This is a genomic window from Pantoea dispersa (genome assembly GCF_035783935.1).
Lineage (GTDB): Bacteria > Pseudomonadota > Gammaproteobacteria > Enterobacterales > Enterobacteriaceae > Pantoea > Pantoea dispersa_C.
This window is the reverse complement of record NZ_JALKOV010000002.1, coordinates 273901-290469: the sequence shown is the minus strand read 5'-3', so window position 1 is coordinate 290469 and position 16569 is coordinate 273901. Positions and strand designations below refer to the sequence as shown.

General features: G+C 58.8%; 15 protein-coding genes. 3 read left to right on the top strand and 12 right to left on the bottom strand.

Annotated elements, in window-relative coordinates:
* Positions 1-7 precede the first annotated feature (7 nt).
* The 3 genes from MXF20_RS06225 to MXF20_RS06215 form a co-directional block, all read right to left on the bottom strand.
* The gene (locus MXF20_RS06225) at positions 8-355 is read right to left on the bottom strand and encodes a hypothetical protein (RefSeq protein ID WP_325968265.1); all 348 of its coding nucleotides are present in this window, start codon (positions 353-355) and stop codon (positions 8-10) included.
* 29 nt (positions 356-384) lie between these two features.
* Complete coding sequence (locus tag MXF20_RS06220) at positions 385-558, bottom strand: hypothetical protein (protein ID WP_325968264.1); 174 nt, start codon at positions 556-558, stop codon at positions 385-387.
* Between the two features lie 72 nt (positions 559-630).
* On the bottom strand, positions 631-1485 hold the full coding sequence (locus MXF20_RS06215) for a helix-turn-helix transcriptional regulator (RefSeq protein WP_325968263.1): 855 nt from the start codon (positions 1483-1485) through the stop codon (positions 631-633).
* Positions 1486-1600: 115 nt separating this feature from the next.
* On the opposite strand from MXF20_RS06215, the gene MXF20_RS06210 reads away from it, so the two are divergent.
* The gene (locus MXF20_RS06210) at positions 1601-3010 is read left to right on the top strand and encodes an MFS transporter (RefSeq protein WP_325968261.1); all 1410 of its coding nucleotides are present in this window, start codon (positions 1601-1603) and stop codon (positions 3008-3010) included.
* 120 nt (positions 3011-3130) lie between these two features.
* On the opposite strand, the gene MXF20_RS06205 is transcribed toward MXF20_RS06210, so the two are convergent.
* Genes MXF20_RS06205 through MXF20_RS06185 form a run of 5 tightly spaced genes read right to left on the bottom strand, consistent with a single transcriptional unit; the run spans position 3131 to position 8155 of the window.
* Positions 3131-4213 carry a sn-glycerol-3-phosphate ABC transporter ATP-binding protein UgpC gene (locus tag MXF20_RS06205; RefSeq protein ID WP_325968260.1) on the bottom strand — a complete coding sequence of 361 codons (1083 nt, stop codon included), beginning with the start codon at positions 4211-4213 and terminating at the stop codon, positions 3131-3133.
* Positions 4214-4216: 3 nt separating this feature from the next.
* A complete protein-coding gene (locus MXF20_RS06200; protein WP_325968474.1) occupies positions 4217-5167 on the bottom strand; it encodes a carbohydrate kinase family protein in 951 nt (316 codons plus the stop codon).
* Positions 5167-6006 (bottom strand): carbohydrate ABC transporter permease, encoded by an 840-nt coding sequence (locus tag MXF20_RS06195; protein WP_021508900.1) that lies wholly within the window; start codon positions 6004-6006, stop codon positions 5167-5169. Before MXF20_RS06195 ends, MXF20_RS06200 begins: the two co-directional genes overlap by 1 nt.
* A complete protein-coding gene (locus MXF20_RS06190; RefSeq protein ID WP_325968259.1) occupies positions 5996-6907 on the bottom strand; it encodes a sugar ABC transporter permease in 912 nt (303 codons plus the stop codon). Before MXF20_RS06190 ends, MXF20_RS06195 begins: the two co-directional genes overlap by 11 nt.
* A 9-nt stretch (positions 6908-6916) precedes the next feature.
* Positions 6917-8155 (bottom strand): extracellular solute-binding protein, encoded by a 1239-nt coding sequence (locus tag MXF20_RS06185; protein WP_325968258.1) that lies wholly within the window; start codon positions 8153-8155, stop codon positions 6917-6919.
* A 265-nt stretch (positions 8156-8420) separates the two neighbouring features.
* Here MXF20_RS06185 and MXF20_RS06180 point away from each other — a divergent pair, with 265 nt between their 5' ends.
* A complete protein-coding gene (locus MXF20_RS06180; protein ID WP_325968257.1) occupies positions 8421-9590 on the top strand; it encodes an ROK family transcriptional regulator in 1170 nt (389 codons plus the stop codon).
* Here the strand turns inward: MXF20_RS06180 and MXF20_RS06175 are convergent.
* The 4 genes from MXF20_RS06175 to MXF20_RS06160 form a co-directional block, all read right to left on the bottom strand.
* On the bottom strand, positions 9559-10278 hold the full coding sequence (locus tag MXF20_RS06175; protein ID WP_325968255.1) for a GNAT family protein: 720 nt from the start codon (positions 10276-10278) through the stop codon (positions 9559-9561). The two genes, MXF20_RS06180 and MXF20_RS06175, sit on opposite strands and share 32 nt — an antisense overlap.
* Before the next feature lie 79 nt (positions 10279-10357).
* A complete protein-coding gene (locus tag MXF20_RS06170; protein WP_325968253.1) occupies positions 10358-12154 on the bottom strand; it encodes an ABC transporter ATP-binding protein in 1797 nt (598 codons plus the stop codon).
* Positions 12151-13593 (bottom strand): M81 family metallopeptidase, encoded by a 1443-nt coding sequence (locus tag MXF20_RS06165; RefSeq protein WP_325968252.1) that lies wholly within the window; start codon positions 13591-13593, stop codon positions 12151-12153. The genes MXF20_RS06170 and MXF20_RS06165 overlap by 4 nt, the downstream gene beginning before the upstream one ends.
* Positions 13594-13604: 11 nt before the next feature.
* Positions 13605-14738 carry an ROK family transcriptional regulator gene (locus tag MXF20_RS06160; RefSeq protein WP_325968250.1) on the bottom strand — a complete coding sequence of 378 codons (1134 nt, stop codon included), beginning with the start codon at positions 14736-14738 and terminating at the stop codon, positions 13605-13607.
* Positions 14739-15023: 285 nt separating this feature from the next.
* Between MXF20_RS06160 and MXF20_RS06155 the strand changes: the two genes are divergently transcribed.
* Positions 15024-16559, top strand: coding sequence for an ABC transporter substrate-binding protein (locus MXF20_RS06155; RefSeq protein WP_325968248.1), 1536 nt, complete (start codon positions 15024-15026; stop codon positions 16557-16559).
* Positions 16560-16569 lie beyond the last annotated feature (10 nt).

Sequence of the window (16569 nt, the reverse complement as noted above, 5' to 3'; positions counted from 1 at the left end):
TTGCTTTTTAACGCACAATATCCTCATCGCGGTCGTTAAGTTCCGGCAACGCAATTTGCCGTGACGGCGCGTTGTCCAGCCGATCGCCATAATCGGCGCTGACATCCGGCAGGCTGGTAAACTGACCATCGACGAACAAAAAGCTCAGGTGTTTTTCCACCTCTGCCAGCAGTTCGTCCACTTCCTGTTCCGTCTCTCCTCCGGCATCTTTCCCGTCCAGCTGCCAGCGATAACGATCGCCCACTCTCTCCGCGCCACCAATATCAACGATGTGGCCATCGATATTTTCCACCAGTAAACGCTGACGGGAATAGTAAAGTAAATAAGGCATACGATCGCGGTTACTTTCTGACATAACATAACTCCTTCATGACGTTACCATGGCTAGCGCAGAAAATAATAGCGAAACGCAAATATTGCCCAATAGACGGCATTCAGACCCAAATAAGCCCAGCATCCCCAATAAGCCACAGGCTCACGGCGCGTACGCAGTTTAGGTAAGAAAGCCAGTAAATAACCGGCTGCAGCAATAAGCGAAACGAAATAGAGTAGTTTCATGCGCTCTCCTGAATTTATTATCGTCTGATAAGCATAGTCAGGATAAATAAGGTTGGGGATAGCGCACGTGATTCAGGGATTAATGAGTTGCTGCAACGCCGCTGCGCTGGCGGCATCATCCGGCACATACACCAGCAGGCGGTCGCCGTTGCGTGACGCCGACCACCAGTTGTTCTGACGCAGCGTCATGTCGCCCACTTCGGCACGGTAAAAGCGTTTTACGCGGTTTTCCACCTTGCCCAGCTCGTAGCGCTGCCAGGTGTGCGCGAACTCATCGGAACTGTTCAGCAATCGCGCCAGAAAGCTCTCCCAGTGCGGATCGCCCAGATGCTCGCCCATCTGACCGCGAAACATCGCCACCATCTGTGGCATCACTTCGTCCCAATCGGTCATCACCTTGCGCCAGCCGGCATGATTGAACGCCAGCCAGATACAGTTGCGATCTTCCGGTGCGATCTGCGCCAAATCGACGCCCATCAATGCACACCACGCCTGGTTGTAACCGAGGATATCGAAACGCGGCGTTTCGATGATCGCTGGCAGCTGAATGGCATCCAGCATTTGCTGATTATGGCCGGCAAGTTTGCAGCAGGCAGCGGCGACGCGCGTTGAGGGCAGGCTGTGCCCGGCCAGTGAAAACAGATGCTGTGTTTCCACATCGTTGCACTGCAGGGCGCTGGCGATGGCCGTCAGGGTTTTGGTGGAGGCTTTAATATCGCGCCCCTGTTCCAGCCAGGTGTACCAGGTGACGCCGACATCCGCCAGCTGCGCTACCTCTTCACGGCGTAATCCCGGCGTGCGACGCTGGCGCATGCGCGGTAAACCGAGGCGGTTAGGATCGAGGCTTTCGCGCCGCGTACGTAAAAAGGTACCCAGTAATTTGCGGTTGTTCAGCTCAGCGGGGGTAAGGGTTTGCGCGATGCTCATCAGCAGCTCTCCGGACGAGACGGGTAGAATTTATACCATGATAATCAAGAACTGGTACCCGTTTAACGGTTAGGTGATGCTATGCCGTAGTGAAACTAAAAACAAGGTCAACGCTATGCAAACATCGCAACTTCAACGGGCCGGACTGGTAGTCCTGCTGGCCGGGCAGCTACTGCCGATGATCGACTTTTCCATCGTTAACGTCGCGCTGGATGCGATGGCGCAATCGCTGCGTGCCTCGCCGATCGCGCTGGCGCTGATCGTGGCGGTCTACGGTATCGCTTTTGCTATTTGTCTGGCGATGGGCGGTCGACTGGGCGATAACTTTGGCCGCCGTCGCGTGTTTCTTGCCGGCGTCTGGATTTTTGGCATCGCGTCACTGTTATGCGGTATTGCCAACAGCGTCGGCATGCTGATGTTTGCCCGTGCGCTGCAGGGCGTCGGCGCCGCCTTCATGGTGCCGCAGATTCTCGCCACGCTGCACGTCACGCTGCAGGGCAGGGCGCATGCGCGGGCGATTGGGCTGTACGGCGGTATCGGCGGGCTGGCGTTTATCATCGGCCAGGTGCTGGGCGGTTTTTTAATCAAAGCCGATATTGGCGGCTACGGCTGGCGCAGCGTGTTCCTGATCAACCTGCCGATTTGCCTGTTCGTCCTGCTGACCGCGCGCCGCTTTGTGCCGGAAACGCACAACCACAAGCGCGTGCCGGTGGATGTGAGCGGTACGCTGCTGCTGGCCGGTGCGATCGGCTGTCTGATGCTGGCCCTGGCGCTGGGGCCGCTGCTGCACTGGTCGTGGCCATGCCTGTTACTGCTGGTGCTGTTTCCGCTGTTTCTGCATCGGCTGCGTCACAGCGCACTGCGGCTGGAAGCCGCTGGCGGATCGCCGCTGCTGCCGCCCTCGCTGCTGCGTCTGTCCAGCGTGCGTTTTGGTCTGACGCTGGCGGTACTGTTCTTCTCGTGCTGGAGCGGCTTTATGTTCGCGGTAGCGCTGACGCTGCAATCCGGCATCGGCATGACCGCCTTCCAGTCCGGTAATGCCTTCATTGCTTTGGGCGCGGCCTATTTTATCGGCTCAATGCGTTCTACCCGCATGGTTGAACGCTATGGTAAACGCGCCACGTTACTGTCTGGCTGTGCGATTCAGATGGTCGGGCTGGTGGCCCTGATCGCGACGCTGCAGCTGGCGTGGCCGCAGGTCGGCATTGGCACGCTGATCCCGGCTACTGCGCTGATTGGCTTTGGCCAGTCGTTTATTGTCAGCACCTTCTACCGCATTGGCATGAGCGGGGTGCCGCATCATCAGGCCGGCGCAGGCAGTGCGGTGCTGTCCACGGTGCAGCAATCGGCGCTGGGACTGGGACCGATGCTGCTCGGCGGCGTGTTCACGCAGATCAATCTGCACGGTAATCACCTGGCGGCCATCAGCGGCACGCTGGCGGTTGAACTGCTGATGATGGCACTGCTGGTGGTGCTGACCAGCCTCAACCGCCGGACGTTCCAGCCGGCGCCCGCTGAAGGCTAACGCCGGAGGGAAAAAACCAGCCCTGATGGTCACCGTAAGCGGTGATCCCGCAAGGTGGTACGAGGTTTTTGGGCCGGATGCGCATTGATGCGCACCGGCACCTCAAAAACCGCGCCGCGCTTAATTTTCCGCCAGGCGTAAACCACTTTCAGCGTCGAACAGATGAATTTTTTGTGGATTAAAACCGATGCGCAGCGTCGCGCCGCTGCTGGCCGCGTGCCGTCCGGCCATCTGCATATGCAGCGCGTGGCCGTGCCAGTCGAGATGCAGCAGGGTGGATTCACCGGTGATTTCCACCACGTTCACCGTGGCTGCCGCGCCGTCCTGCATTTCGCGCAAATCGTGTGGGCGCACCCCCAGCGTGACGGCGGCACCTTCCCGCTCGCGGGCTACCGTCTGCCACTGCGCGGGCAGCGGCTGCCACCAGTCCTGACACTGCACGCCCGGTACGCCATCGTGCGTCAGCAGCTGTGCCGGTAACAGGTTCATGGGCGGTGAACCAATGAAACGCGCCACAAAGGTATCTGCCGGACGGTCGTAGATCGCCAGCGGTGCGCCCTGCTGCACGATGCGGCCCTCTTTCATCACCACAATCTGGTCGGCCAGCGTCATCGCTTCGACCTGATCGTGCGTGACATACACCATGGTGGTTTTGAAGCGCTGATGCAGCGATTTGATTTCGGCGCGCAGCTCCATGCGCAGCTGGGCATCAAGGTTAGAGAGCGGTTCGTCAAACAGAAACACCTGCGGATTACGCACCATGGCGCGGCCCATTGCCACGCGCTGGCGCTGACCGCCCGAGAGCGCACGCGGGTAGCGCTGCAGCAGCTTATCAATGCCAAGAATCGCGGCGATGCGCGCGATCTTCTGCTGCTGCTCATCGCGGCGTACCTTTTTCACCTGCATATGAAACGCCAGGTTTTCGGCCACCGTCAGGTGCGGATAGAGCGCATAACTCTGAAACACCATGGCAATATCGCGATCGGCGGGATCGCGATCGTTAATCTGCACCTTATCCATCAGAATCGCGCCGTCGGACAGGCTCTCCAGCCCGGCAAGCAGGCGCAGTAGCGTCGATTTGCCGCAGCCGGACGGGCCGACCAGCACGGTAAAACTGCCGTCGGGGATGGTCAGGTCGAGCGGATGCAGCACCGACTGTTTACCGTAGCGCTTGGCCACTTTAACGAGTTCAACACCGGCCATAATTTAAAACTCCTGTGCGCAAAGTTGCAGTTGTTGCCAGTCGGGATAACGACGTGGCTGCGTGCTGATTGCCAGTGAGGCCACCGCAATGCCCCATTGCAGCGCGGTGGCAAGATCCTGCTGATGCAGCAGCGCGGTGAGAAAGCCGGCGTTAAAGCTGTCGCCGGCGCCGATGGTGTCGACCACCGCGACCGCGCGACCGGGCTGTTGCAGGCTGTGCTGACGCTGCCAGCAGCCCGCGCCCTGCGCGCCACATTTCACCACGCAGCCACCGCGCCCGCTGAGCCGTTGCGCCAGCTGATGCGCGCCGGTATGCAGATCATCTGCGCCACTCAGCCCGAGCGTTTCGACCTCGTTGAGCAGCAGCCAGTCGCACTGCGGCAGCCAGCGGGCGATCTGCGCACGCACCTCATCAATCCAGCCCTGTGGCGGCCAGCCGGTATCGACGGCGGTGATAAACCCGCGCTGCTGCAGTTCGGCCAGCAGCTGCGGATAGTCGTCATACAGTTGCAGGCAGAGAAATGTGCCGCACAGCAGCACGATATCGCCGCTGCTGGCTTGCGCCGGCAGCTGGGCCAGCACATCCTGCGCGCTGAGGCGCACAATGTGGCCGAGGTTGCTGAGGAAAGAGCGTTCGTGATCGGAATGCGTGACGCCGACGGTGAGCGAGGTCTCGCAGGCGTAGCGCGTCCAGTGCGCCGCACTGTGCGGGAAATGGCTTGCCAGCCATGCGCTGAGGCCGTCATCGCCCTGATTAGCGACGGCGCGATGGCGCACCTGCATCGCTTCCAGCGCCAGCGCACAGTTGCCCGCCGAACCGCCCGGACGCAGCTCACTGTGTTGCAGCATCACTTCGGTGCCGCGCTGCGGCCAGCTGTCCAGCGTGCCCATGATTACATCGACATTAATATTGCCCACCACGAACAGCGTGGCGCGGGCTTCCTTGTTTGTCATCATCCTTTGCTCCCGCCACTGGCCAGGCCGCTGACCAGCGTTTTTTGCAGCCAGATAGCAATAAAAAGAGGAGGAACCGACGCCAGAATGCCGACGGCGGCGATCAGCCCATCATCGGTGGCGCGGCCTGCGGTAAAGCCGGCAATGGTGACCGGCAGGGTTTGCGCGGCGATGTTACTGGTGAACAGCAGGGCGTAGAAAAATTCATCCCACGCCAGCAGCCAGCCAAACAGTGCCGCCGCGCCCAGCACCGGTTTCGCCAGCGGCAGCGTAATGCGCAGCAGCACCTGCCAGACGCGCAGGCCATCCAGACGCGCGGCCTGTTCGATATCCTGCGGCAGGGCATCAAACTGGTTCTTCAGCATCCAGGTGAGAAACGGCAAAATCAGCGAGCAGTACACGATGATCAAACCGGGCCGGGTGTTGAGCAGATCGAACTGCTGCAGCAGAAAGTAAAGCGGCAGCACAAATGCCACCGGCGGCACCATATAAATGGCCAGAGAGGCGAACAGCCAGCCGTCGCGACCGCGATAGCGCGAGAAGCTGAACGCCGCCGGAATCGCCAGCAGCAGACACACCAGCGTCGCGCCGGTCGCCACCAGCAGGCTGTTACCCAGCGCATGCAGAAACAGCGCGCCGGGCTGGCCGGGTTCCAGCGAGATCAGTCTGCCGTAGCGGCTGAAATCCCACTGGCGCGGCAGCCACTCCAGCGGCACGCGCGTCAGATCGCTGGTGGCGCTAACGCTCATCAGAAACAGCCAGCCCATGGGTGCTACGACGGAGAGCGCCACCAGCAGCGCCGCCGCGTATTTAGCGCAGGTACGCAGTTTAACCTTCATAGGCACTTCCCCGACGGCGCTGCCGCCACAGTAATAGCATGTAAAGGGTGATCAGCACCGCGCACAGCAGCGTCATCAGCATGGCGTAGGCCGCACCGCTGCCGGCGCGCAGGTAGCTGAAGGATTCCTGATAGACGTAAAAGCTCAGCGTTTTGGTGCTGTCGACCGGACCGCCGCGCGTCATCACGTAGATGATGTCGAAGATCTTAAAGGCGTCGATGGTGCGTAACACCAGCGCCACGCTGAGCGAGCCAACAATCGCCGGAAAGGTGATGGCGCGGAAACGCCGCCATGCCGATGCGCCATCCAGACGTGCCGCTTCATAAAGATCCTCCGGCACCGACTGCAGCGCCGCCAGTACCAGCAGCGTCACCAGCGGATAGTTTTTCCAGATGTCGGCAAACATCACCGCGTTGAGCGCGGAAGCCGGCGAACCCAGCCAGCTGCGGTAGTCATCAATGATACCGAGCTGTGTCAGCAGGGCGTTGATGCTGCCGTAGTCCGGATTGAAATTGAGGCGCCACATCATGGCGTTGACAATGGTTGGCAGCGCCCACGGCAGAATCACCAGTACGCGCAGCACGTTACGTCCGGCGAATTTCTGGTTGAGCAGCAGGGCAACCAGCACGCCGATAACGCCTTCTATCGCCACCGATACCACGGTGAAGTAGAGCGTGCGCCCCAGCGAGGTCTGGAAATCCGCATCGGTAATGGCGTAGAGATAGTTTTCCAGGCCGATCCATTGCGGCGCTTCACCGCCGCTGCCAATTAGCGCAGCATCGGTAAAGCTCAGCCAGATAGTGCGCAGCAGCGGCCAGGCGGTGAGTAACAGCATCACCAGTAGCATGGGTGCCAGCAGCACCCACGCCTGCCGTTGTTCGCGTTGACGCAAACTCAGCATACTGACCCCTTAACGCAGACGCGCTGCACTTTTGTCTACCGCCTGCATGGCCGCTTCCGGTGTCGCGCTGCCGACCAGTACCTGTTGCAGCTGCTGCTGCAGGGTGTTGGACAGACGTGAATAATCGGCGGTTTCCGGGCGCGACAGCATGACATTCAGCGATTTGTCAGCCGCAGCGATCAGGCTCTCCTGATTCTTACTGACTGCGGGATCCTGGTAGGAGCTTTTCCAGATCGGCAGACTGAGCGTGGCGTATTTATTCTGTACCGGCTGCGAAGTCATGTAACTGATGTACTGCCACGCCTGTTCCGGATGGCTGCTGCCTTTAGCAATGCCCAGACCCATCGAACCGTTCACCGCGCCGAAACGATTTGGCGCATCGCCAGGTGCCGGCATGATGCCAACCTGGCCGGCGACTTTACTCTGTTTGGCATCGTTGGCCATGTTGTACATGTAGGTCCAGTTGAGCGCGAAAGCCGCATCGCCGTTGGAGAAGGCTTTGCGCACGTCTTCTTCCAGATATTCGCGCGAAGCCGGGTTGGTCAGGCCCTCATCGAGCGAGCTTTTCATCAGCTTCACCGCCTGCAGCGAGGCCGGCGTGGAGAAATCGAGCTTGCCGTTGTTATAGAATTTGCCGCCGAAGCCGGAGACCAGCGTGGTGTAGTCGCACACCAGCGCTTCTGCCTGTGACCAGCTCCACACCAGCGGATAGTTAACGATATTTTTCTGCTTGATGATGCGCGCATCATCCATCACCTGCTGCCAGGTTTGCGGCAAATCTTTAATGCCGGCTTTTTCCAGCATCGCTTTGTTGTAATAGAGATATTTGGTGTCGAGGATCCACGGCATGCCGAGGGTTTTGCCTTTGAACACCACGGTATTCATCGCACCGGGGAAGATCTTCTCTTTTTCATCTGCGCTGATGCGGCTGCTGACGTCCTGCAGCAGGTCAAACTTGCTGAATTCCGCCGGCCAGATGGCATCAAACAGCACCACATCGTAACCGTTACCGCCCGCGCCGCGAGCCGCCACAATTTTGTCGTGCAGCGCTTCATAGGGAACAAACTCCAGGTTGACCTGCACGTCCGGGTGCGCTGTCTGAAACGCCTGCGTCATGGCGCGGATATCATTTTCGCTGTAAGCCGCCTGCGTCATAAACAGCGCGTTGAGCGTGGTGGTGGCCGCTGCCGCGCTGCCCGCGCAGGCGAACAGTACGGCGGCAAAACATCCTTTCATCTGATTTTTCATTGCGTTCTCGCCTTCATGCAGTAGAGGGTGTTTAATTAAATCAATTTGATTGATTTAATATCGCGCACAGATTGCCAGCGCGCAGTGGCTGACAGCAGTGAGCTAAAGCAAGGGACGTGCCAGGGCAGAAAACAACGCAGCCGCTCGACACTACTTTGCACAGATTTTTGCCGCTGTCAGGTAAACAGGTTGTAAAATGTGTGGCCGATCATAGATATTGAGGCGGCGGTCCGCAGCGGATGTAAAAAAGAGGGAAGCGAGCAGGATGAAAACGTCGGGAACCAATCTGGAACATGCGCGCGCGCACAATCGCCGGGTGATTATCGAAGCGATTCGCCTGCACGGCGAGCTGACCCGTGCCGAGCTGGCGCGGCTGACGGCGCTGACACCGCAAACCGTCTCGAATATCGTCGCCGAACTTGAGCAGGCGGAGTTGCTTACCAGCCGCCAGCCGCGTAAGCAGGGCCGCGGTCAGCCGGCGATTCCGGTGACGCTGAATCCGGCCAGCGCGTTTTCCATCGGCATCCATCTTGATCATCAAACGCTACTGATTGTGCTGGTGGACCTCACCGGTGAAATCCATTTTCGCCGCCTTATTATGGTGCAAAAGCCACAGCCGGATGCCACATTAGCGCGCATTGCTGAGGTGCTGGCGGAGATCAAACAGCAGACCGGCGCGCGCTGGCAAAAAGTGCTGGGCATCGGCGTGGTGATGCCGGGGCCGTTTGGCGTGGAAGGTATCTCTTCCATGGGACCGACTACGCTGCACGGCTGGGAAGACGTCGATATCGCGGCGCGCCTCGCTGAGATGAGCGGCCTGCCGGTGACGCTGGAGAACGATGCTACAGTCGCGGCGATTGGTGAACGCTTTCACGGCGTGGCGCGCCATCTTAACTCCTTTATTTATCTGTATATTGGCACCGGACTGGGCGCGGGCATCATCATGGATGGCCATGTGTACAGCGGCCATGCACATAACGCCGGAGAAGTGGGGCACGTGGTGGTTGAACCGGGTGGACGTGAGTGTTACTGCGGTAATCACGGCTGCCTGGAGCGGTATGTCTCGCTACAGGCCGCTTACGAATTCTGCGGGCTCGACCCGATGAGCGCGCTGCCAGAGGATTTACTGCAGGTTGATCCGGCGCTGTTTGATCGCTGGATCGATACCGTGCTCACGCCGCTGCGGCAGGGCATCAATATGCTGGAGTGTATCTTTGATGCCGAGAGCGTGATTATCGGCGGTATGATGCCAGCCGTGTTGCTGGACAAAATTATCCAGCGCCTGCCGCCGTTGTATCAGTCCGTGCGCGGTCGCTATCTGACCGGTACGCGACTCAAAACTGGTATGACCGGCAGCGACACCGCCGCTCTGGGCGCAGCAGCACTGCCAATCTTTGATGAGTTTAATCCGCAGTTCCAGGTGCTGATGAAGTGAAAAACGCGGTCAGCGGTTGTTGCTGGCGCCCGCTATCATCCATGTTGTCTGGTGCCAGCCAGGCGGCGAGTGCCTGATGAACGGCAGGCCATTCGCCGTCAATCATTGAGAGCCAGTCGGTATCGCGATTGCGCTGTTTGCGCGTCATGGCCTGGCGAAAGCGCCCCTCAAAGGTAAAGCCCACGCGCTCGGCCGCGCGGCGTGAAGCCAGGTTTAGCGAATCACAGCGCCATGCAACGCGACGATAGCCCAGCGAGAATGCCTGGCGCAGCAGCAGGAATATGGCTTCTGTACCTATGACATTACGCTGCATAAGCGGTGACCAGGTGACGTGACCGATTTCTATCGCGCCATTTTGCATATCAATACTGGCAAAACAAACCACGCCCACGGCACGCTGATGCCTGTCAATTACGGCATAACTCACCAGCTGGCGATCGCTGATTTTATGCGCTATCCAGCTCTCCATTTCTAAGATCGACTGCGGCCGGCTGGCGCCCAGCCAGGTCCAGTCGCGGTCGTCCGCGGCGAGCGAAAAGGCCGTAAACAGCGCCTGGCTGTGGCTCAACAGCAGCGGCGTAAGCTGGCAAAAGCGTCCTGAAAGATTTTCTGCTGGTGGATAGTTTGCCGGTTGCCACTCCGGCAAGGCAAAACCGATGGGCTGACCATAATGGTTATAACGTGTCACGCTAATTTCCTTCGCCGTGGTGTCTGGCCTGATATCCGATAAATGCAGTCAGATTGTCTGCGGCACCTGCACCTGCGGTTTACCGCATCACAAAGTGTCCGGCGCTGACCTCCTGATAGTGCCGCGTTTCCGGCACAAAACCGTTGGCGCGCACCGGGCTTTTCAGCTCGCTCACCTCCACGTGCCGTTTCAGATGGCGGCGCGCCGGATCGGGCACCGGCACCGATGCGAGCAGTTTACGCGTATACGGGTGCTGCGGATTCTCAAAAATAGCCGCGCGCGGTCCAATCTCAACAATCTCTCCCAGCAGCATCACCGCCACGCGATGGCTGATGCGTTCCACTACCGCCATATCGTGTGAAATAAACAGGTAGGAAAGATTGAGGCTGTGCTGCAGATCAAGCAGCAGATTGATGATCTGCGCTTTCACGGTGACGTCCAGCGCGGAGACCGATTCGTCGGCAATGATCATTTTCGGATCGAGCATCAGCGCCCGGGCGATGCAGATGCGCTGACGCTGACCGCCGGAAAATTCGTGCGGATAGCGTTTCAGCATGGTTGCCGGCAGGCCAACGCGCGTCATCAACCCGGCCGCTTTGTGCTGTGCGTCGGCCTTACTGCCCAGCCGATGCTGTAAGAAAGGCTCGGTGAGGGCTTCGAGTACCGACATGCGCGGATTGAGGCTGGCAAACGGATCCTGAAAGATCATCTGCATGGCACAGCGTAGCTTGCGCAGTTCGCCGGGAGAGAGCGCCAGCACGTCGCTGCCGTCAAAGGCGATCTGCCCCGCAGCAGGCTGCACCAGCCGGGTAATTGAGCGTCCGGTGGTGGATTTACCACAGCCGGATTCACCGACCAGCGACAGCGTTTCTCCTGCCATCAGATCGAACGAAATATTCTCCACGGCGTGCACCGCCCCGGTTTTGCGGCTGAACAGCCCTTCATGAATGCTAAAGCGTGTGCTGAGGTTTTTCACCGATAATAGCGGCATTTGCGCTTGCTGCGGTCGCCGCGCAGGAATCACCGGTGCTTCGCCGTTAAGTGCAAACTGCCGCGGCCCATCGACGCTGCGCATCGCGCCCAGCTGCGGCACGGTCGCAATCAGCGTGCGGGTATACTCTGCCGCCGGGGCTGAAAAGATCGCGGCAGTACTGCCGGTTTCCACCACATCGCCCTGATACATTACCAAAGTACGATCGGCGACTTCTGCTACCACGCCCATATCGTGGGTGATGAACAGCACGGCGGTGCCTTCCTCCTCCTGCAGGGTCTTAATCAGGTCGAGAATTTGTCCCTGAATCGTGACGTCAAGCGCGGTGGTCGGCTCGTCGGCAATCAGCAGTTTTGGCCGCAGCGCCAGCGCCATGGCGATCATCACGCGCTGACGCATGCCGCCGGAAAAGTGGTGCGGATAATCGCTGAAACGTTTGGCGGCGTTGGGAATACGCACTTTCTCCAGCAGCCGGATAGTCTCTTCACGCGCGGCGCGTGGGCTGATTTTGCGATGCGCGATCAGCGCTTCAGCAATCTGGTGCCCAATGGTGAACGACGGATTGAGGCTGGTCATCGGCTCCTGGAAAATCATGGCGATGGCATTGCCGCGAATATCGCGCATCGCCCGCTCGCTCAGCGTGAGCAAATCCACGCCGTTGAGCAGCACCTTGCCGCTGATGCGCGCGTGGCGGTTATTCAGCAGTCGCATGATCGCCATTGAGGTAACGCTTTTGCCGGAGCCGGACTCGCCGACAATCGCCAGCGTTTCACCGGCCTCAAGGGTAAAAGAGACGTTTTTCACCACCTCGCGCCAGCGGTCATCGCGGCGAAACGCCACGGTAAGATTTTCGATGCTCAGCACCGGCGGGTCAGCGCGATTCATTGTGCCGCCACAAAGCGCGCCGAGCGGGTGCTGACCGGCACATAGGTAAAATCGGTATCGAACGGATACGCTGGCTGCAGCTTACGCTTGCGCACCAGCCGTTCAACATACTGATCGACCACACCCTCCGACAGCGCCATCAGGTTGGGATTGGCAATCGGTGCCAGTTCAGGCGACAAATAACCGGATTTCACTACCACAATTTTTGCCTGATGTGGATCGAGGCCGAGCAGGGCGAAATCCGCCAGGTTGTGGTAAGGACGACGACGATCGGCAACCACCACGGTAATGCCCGCGATCTTCAGCAGCGCCTGACGGGCAACCGATCGGGCATCATCGCTTAGCAGCAGCACGTCAAACTCGCCGCTGACTTTGCCGCCGGCAGGATCCAGCGTGGCACCAATAGTCAGGGAGAGCCGGGCGCCGACGCCCGCGGCGAAGGCCGCCTCAGTGGCCGGTTTGTCGGTAATGCCCGCGACGATGACATCCTGCGCCTGCTGCCGCAGCAGTTCGGCCAGCACATCGGCGCGATCGCCCACGCCGCCGCCGGTTGGGTTATCACCGGAGTCAGCGAGAATCACCGGCGCGGTATGACTGGAAATTGCCATGCGCACGCACTCTTCCGTACTGCCGGTCACGCAGCCAAACACAAATTGATCGCGCGCCTGCCAGTAAGCCAGCGCCAGTTTCGCTGCCTGTTCCGACATCACATCGGCATCGGTGCCGGTCATGATCGCGGCCGCCGTGGCGCGCGGTTCATCCGCCCAGACATAGCCCACCATCAGCGACGCATCCCAGATGTGTTCCAGCGCGTTAATGCCGGGCAGGCTGGCATATAGACTTTTGGCGGGTTCATCTTCGGTGCTGGTGCGTTCACCTGGCAGCACCACGGGGATCGGTGCCCACACCACGCCGGGCAGTACGCCGCTTTGCAGGCTATTAACCAGCATTGACACGGAACGACGCATGGTCTCTTCCACATCAATGTGCGGTGCCGTGCGGTAGGTCGAAAACATATCGATCGCGTCGATGATGCGCTGCGTGACATTGCCGTGCAGATCGTAGCTGACGCTAATCGGACAATCGGGCCCGACCAGCTCGCGCGTCGCGCTGATCCAGTCGCCTTCTGCGTCTTCCATGCCTTCGACATAGACCGCGCCGTGCATCGCCAGGTAAACGCCATCCACCGGCAAATACGCTTCGAGCCGACGAAGAAATTCCTGTTTAAAGGCATCATAGGTCACACGTGCCACCGGCCCGCCGGCAATGGCGCGGGCGTGAAAAGTCGGCAGAAATTCAGCCGCGTAATCCTGCAGAAAGGCGAAATAGGGATTCGCCGTCATCGCTTCACCGCGCACGATGCGGAAATCGTCGGCGTAATTGAGCACGGGATTCCAGGTACTGCATTCAGTATGAATTCCACCATAGGCAATGCGCATAACAGACTCCGCTAGTCGGGTAAGTGAACGATAAAACGGTAAGCCGCCACGCTGGCTGCGGCGCGGGCCCAGCTGAACTGATCAATCGCCATGCTGACGATGGGCGTCTTGCCCATGATTGAAGGCAACACGTGGCTATCGATCGCCTGCATCACCACGGTTCTCAGCAGGCCATCAAACGCATCCGGCTGATGGGCAATGACAATCATCTCCGGATCGTTCATCTGAATAATATTGGCGATGGCGAGGCCGAGTGCGTCGCCTGCCTGGTGCAGAAGGGCGATGGCGGCGCTATTGCCTTTCACCGCCAGCGCTTCCAGTCCGGCAACGCTGGTGCACGGCAGGTGTTTTTCGCGCATGCTTTCACGCATCGCGGTGAGCGACGCCAGCGTGTCGAGGCAGCCGCGCTTGCCGCAGCGGCACGGACGCCCGCCGGGCTCGACGGTACAGTGGGCGATTTCACCGGCACCGCCGTGTGCGCCACGGTGCAGCTGTCCCTGAAAGAAGTGCGCGGAGCCAATGCCGTCGCCGTGTGATATCAGGGTAAAATTGCGTGCCTTTTTCGCCACGCCGAAGATCTTTTCGCTGACCGCCAGGGCTTTGGCATCGTTTTCCAGCGACACCTCCAGTCCGGTTTGCGCGTTAAGCAGGGCCGCCAGCGGAACGTTTTTCCAGCCCAGCAGAGCAGACTGGACGCACACTGCCTGGTGCTCATCGACAAAGCCGGAAAGCGTGACGCCCAGACCAATTAGCTGATCGGCGGAAATGCCTTTTTGTGCAATCAGGTCCGGGATAGCGGCAGCCAGCGCGCCAGCCAGTTGCACAGGGTCGGGATTCAGCGGCATGTGGGTGCTGGCCAGGATGCGACCGTGCATATCCGTCAGCACCAGATACACATCGTCACCGAGCAATGACGCACCGAGAAAATAGGCGCTGTCGGCACGCATTTTTAATAATACCGAAGGACGACCCTGACCATTACTTTCCGGAATGCTCTCTTCCAGTAATCCTGCACTGAGCATCTCTTTGATTAATGTGCTGATTGCGGCTTTACTCAGCTTCATTTTTTCCGCAATTGCCGTGCGGCTCATGCCATGCGAAGCAAGTAATAAACGCAGGATTTGTTGCTGATGTGCATTAAGCATCAGAGTTCTCACGGCATAGGCTGTATCCAGCCGACAATAATCAGCGATGAAAATAAATTCAAGGATATTTAGTTAATTTTCTGAATGCAGATCGAGTTATAAGTAAAATATATGAACTAACGTCTTGGCTTTTGTTTGTGGAGTGTGCCTTATATAGCGTCGAGCCCGTTCTTCTGCTGCCGTTAACATGACCAAAGCGTATGGCAGGCGATGGCGCGCATTGACGGTCAGCTGCCTGCCGGGCAATGACTCTTTACTCTTAGTCACTGATTCACTGAGGCCTTCATGCAAAGCACATTTAAGCATTTCAGGGTACTGACGCTTGCCGCGGGAATTCTGGCGTCCTTTTCCAGCGCTTCGGTTTTGGCCGCTCAGCTGGTCATTATGCAAAACGAACCGCCGCGCAGCATGGACCCGGGCAATCAGACCGCGACCTTTACCGGCACGGTGCTGGACCCGATGTATGAAGGCCTGACGCGACTCGGTGACGATGGCAAAATCATGCCGGCACTGGCGCTCTCCTGGCATGCCGATGACAGTGGACTGCACTGGGAATTTACCCTGCGCCCCAACGTTAAATTCCACGATGGCACGCCGTTTAATGCCGATGCGGTAGTGGAAAACTTTCAGCGTCATCTGGATACGAAGCGCGGTCTGGCCGGAAGTGGTAAAATTCGCACCTTTATTCAGGACGTGCAGAAAAAAGATGACTTAACCGTCACCTTTACGCTGAAGAAAATCAATCCGGCTTTTTTAACCGTGCTGGCCTCCGGTCCGGGATTAATGGTGAGTCCGCAAGCTGACAAAGCCGGCACCATCAATAATAAAGCCGACGGTACCGGGCCATATAAACTGGCGCAGTATAAATCCGGTGAATTTGTCCTGGAGCAGAAGAATCCGGACTATTGGGGCAAATCTGCCGGGCCGGACGAAATAAAATGGACGTGGAGCAGTGAGCCGTCCGTCATGAATATGGCGCTGCAATCCGGTCAGGTCGATATTATTAATCCGGTGCCGCCGCAGTTTGCCGGCATGTTAAAAAATAACCCCAACGTGCAGCTGAAACAGTCGCCGGGCGCGGCGGTGTTCTGGATCGATCTCAATACGCAGAGTAAAGCCCTCAGCGATGTCAGAGTGCGCCAGGCGCTCAACTTTGCGACCGACCAGCAGGCGCTGGTAAAAGCGGTGATGTTTGGTTATGCGCAGCCGGCCAATTCCGCGCTGGCACCGGTTGATGCCAACTACGATAAAGCGTTGCATGACTATCCGTACGATGTGCAAAAAGCCAAAGACCTGCTGAAAGCAGCGGGCTATGCCGACGGTTTTGCTATGTCGATTGCCGTGCAGGCACCGGATGCGCGCACCGCACAGGTTCTGCAGGGCATGTGGAGCAAAATTGGCGTCAAACTCAGCGTACGCCAGATGGAGAGCGGCGTGTGGGCCAAAGCGGCATTTGCCGATGCCAAAGAGAAAGCCGCGCAGGGTACGGACGCGGTGCTGGCGTCGTGGTCCTCGGGGCTGTACGGCTCGGATCTGCAGTTGCGTCCGCTGTATCATAGCAGCAGCTTTGCGCCCGGCGGGGCCAACCTCGGCTTCTTCAGCGACAAACGTACCGATGAGCTGATCGACAGCGCCGCCTCCACGCTCGACGATGCCCAGCGCAAAGCGCTCTATTTCCAGGCACAGCAGCGGATCAGCGGACTCGCTCCGCAGGTGCTGCTCTACTATCAGGACGATCTGTATGCGACGCGCAAAAATATCAGCGGCGTGACGATGCAACCGGGCGGCCAGATTGTGGTCCGTGACGCCGTGAAGAAATAGTGCTGATGGC